Genomic DNA, 779 nt, shown 5'->3' on the forward strand with positions numbered 1-779 from the left:
GCGTCTTCGTCCTTGTTGATCGCGACGATCGTCTTCGAATCCTTCATGCCGGCGAGATGCTGGATCGCGCCCGAGATGCCGATCGCGAAATAGACCTGCGGCGCGACGATCTTGCCGGTCTGGCCGACCTGATAGTCGTTGGGGACATAGCCCGCATCGACCGCGGCGCGCGAAGCACCGAGCGCGGCGCCGAGCTTGTCGGCGAGCGGCACGATGACTTCCTCGTACTTCTCGCTCGAACCCAGCGCACGGCCACCCGACACGATGATCTTCGCCGAGGTGAGCTCGGGACGCTCCGACTTGGCGATTTCGGCGCCGACGAAGCTCGAGAGGCCGGCGTCGCCGCCCGCGCCCACGGCTTCGACCGTGCCCGAACCGCCCGAGGTGGCAGCCTTTTCGAACGCGGTGCCGCGGACGGTGAGGACCAGCTTCGCGTCCGAGCTTTCGACGGTCGCAATCGCGTTGCCGGCGTAGATCGGGCGGGTGAAGGTCTTCGGACCCTCGACCGACAGGATTTCCGAAATCTGCATCACGTCGAGCAGCGCAGCGACGCGCGGCGCGATATTCTTGCCGGTGGTCGTCGCAGGTGCAAGGAACGCGTCGTGGCTGCCCATCAGGTCGGCGACGAGCGGCGCGATATTTTCGGGAAGATTGTGACCGAAAGCGGCATTGTCGGCGACATGCACCTTGCCGACGCCGGCAATCTGCGCGGCTTCCTTGGCGACCGCATCGACGCCCGAACCGGCGACGAGCAGATGGACTTCGCCGAGCTTCGACGC

At 66.0% G+C, this 779-nt stretch carries 1 protein-coding gene; it reads right to left on the minus strand.

Features of this window, described 5'->3' with window-relative positions; all coding sequences use genetic code 11:
• The coding region (locus ACTIFP_RS17660) for an electron transfer flavoprotein subunit alpha/FixB family protein (RefSeq protein WP_439569986.1) at positions 1–779 on the minus strand (779 nt) is incomplete at both ends.

Origin of the sequence: Sphingopyxis sp. (genome assembly GCF_051861155.1) — a bacterium.
Taxonomy (GTDB): Bacteria; Pseudomonadota; Alphaproteobacteria; order Sphingomonadales; family Sphingomonadaceae; genus Sphingopyxis.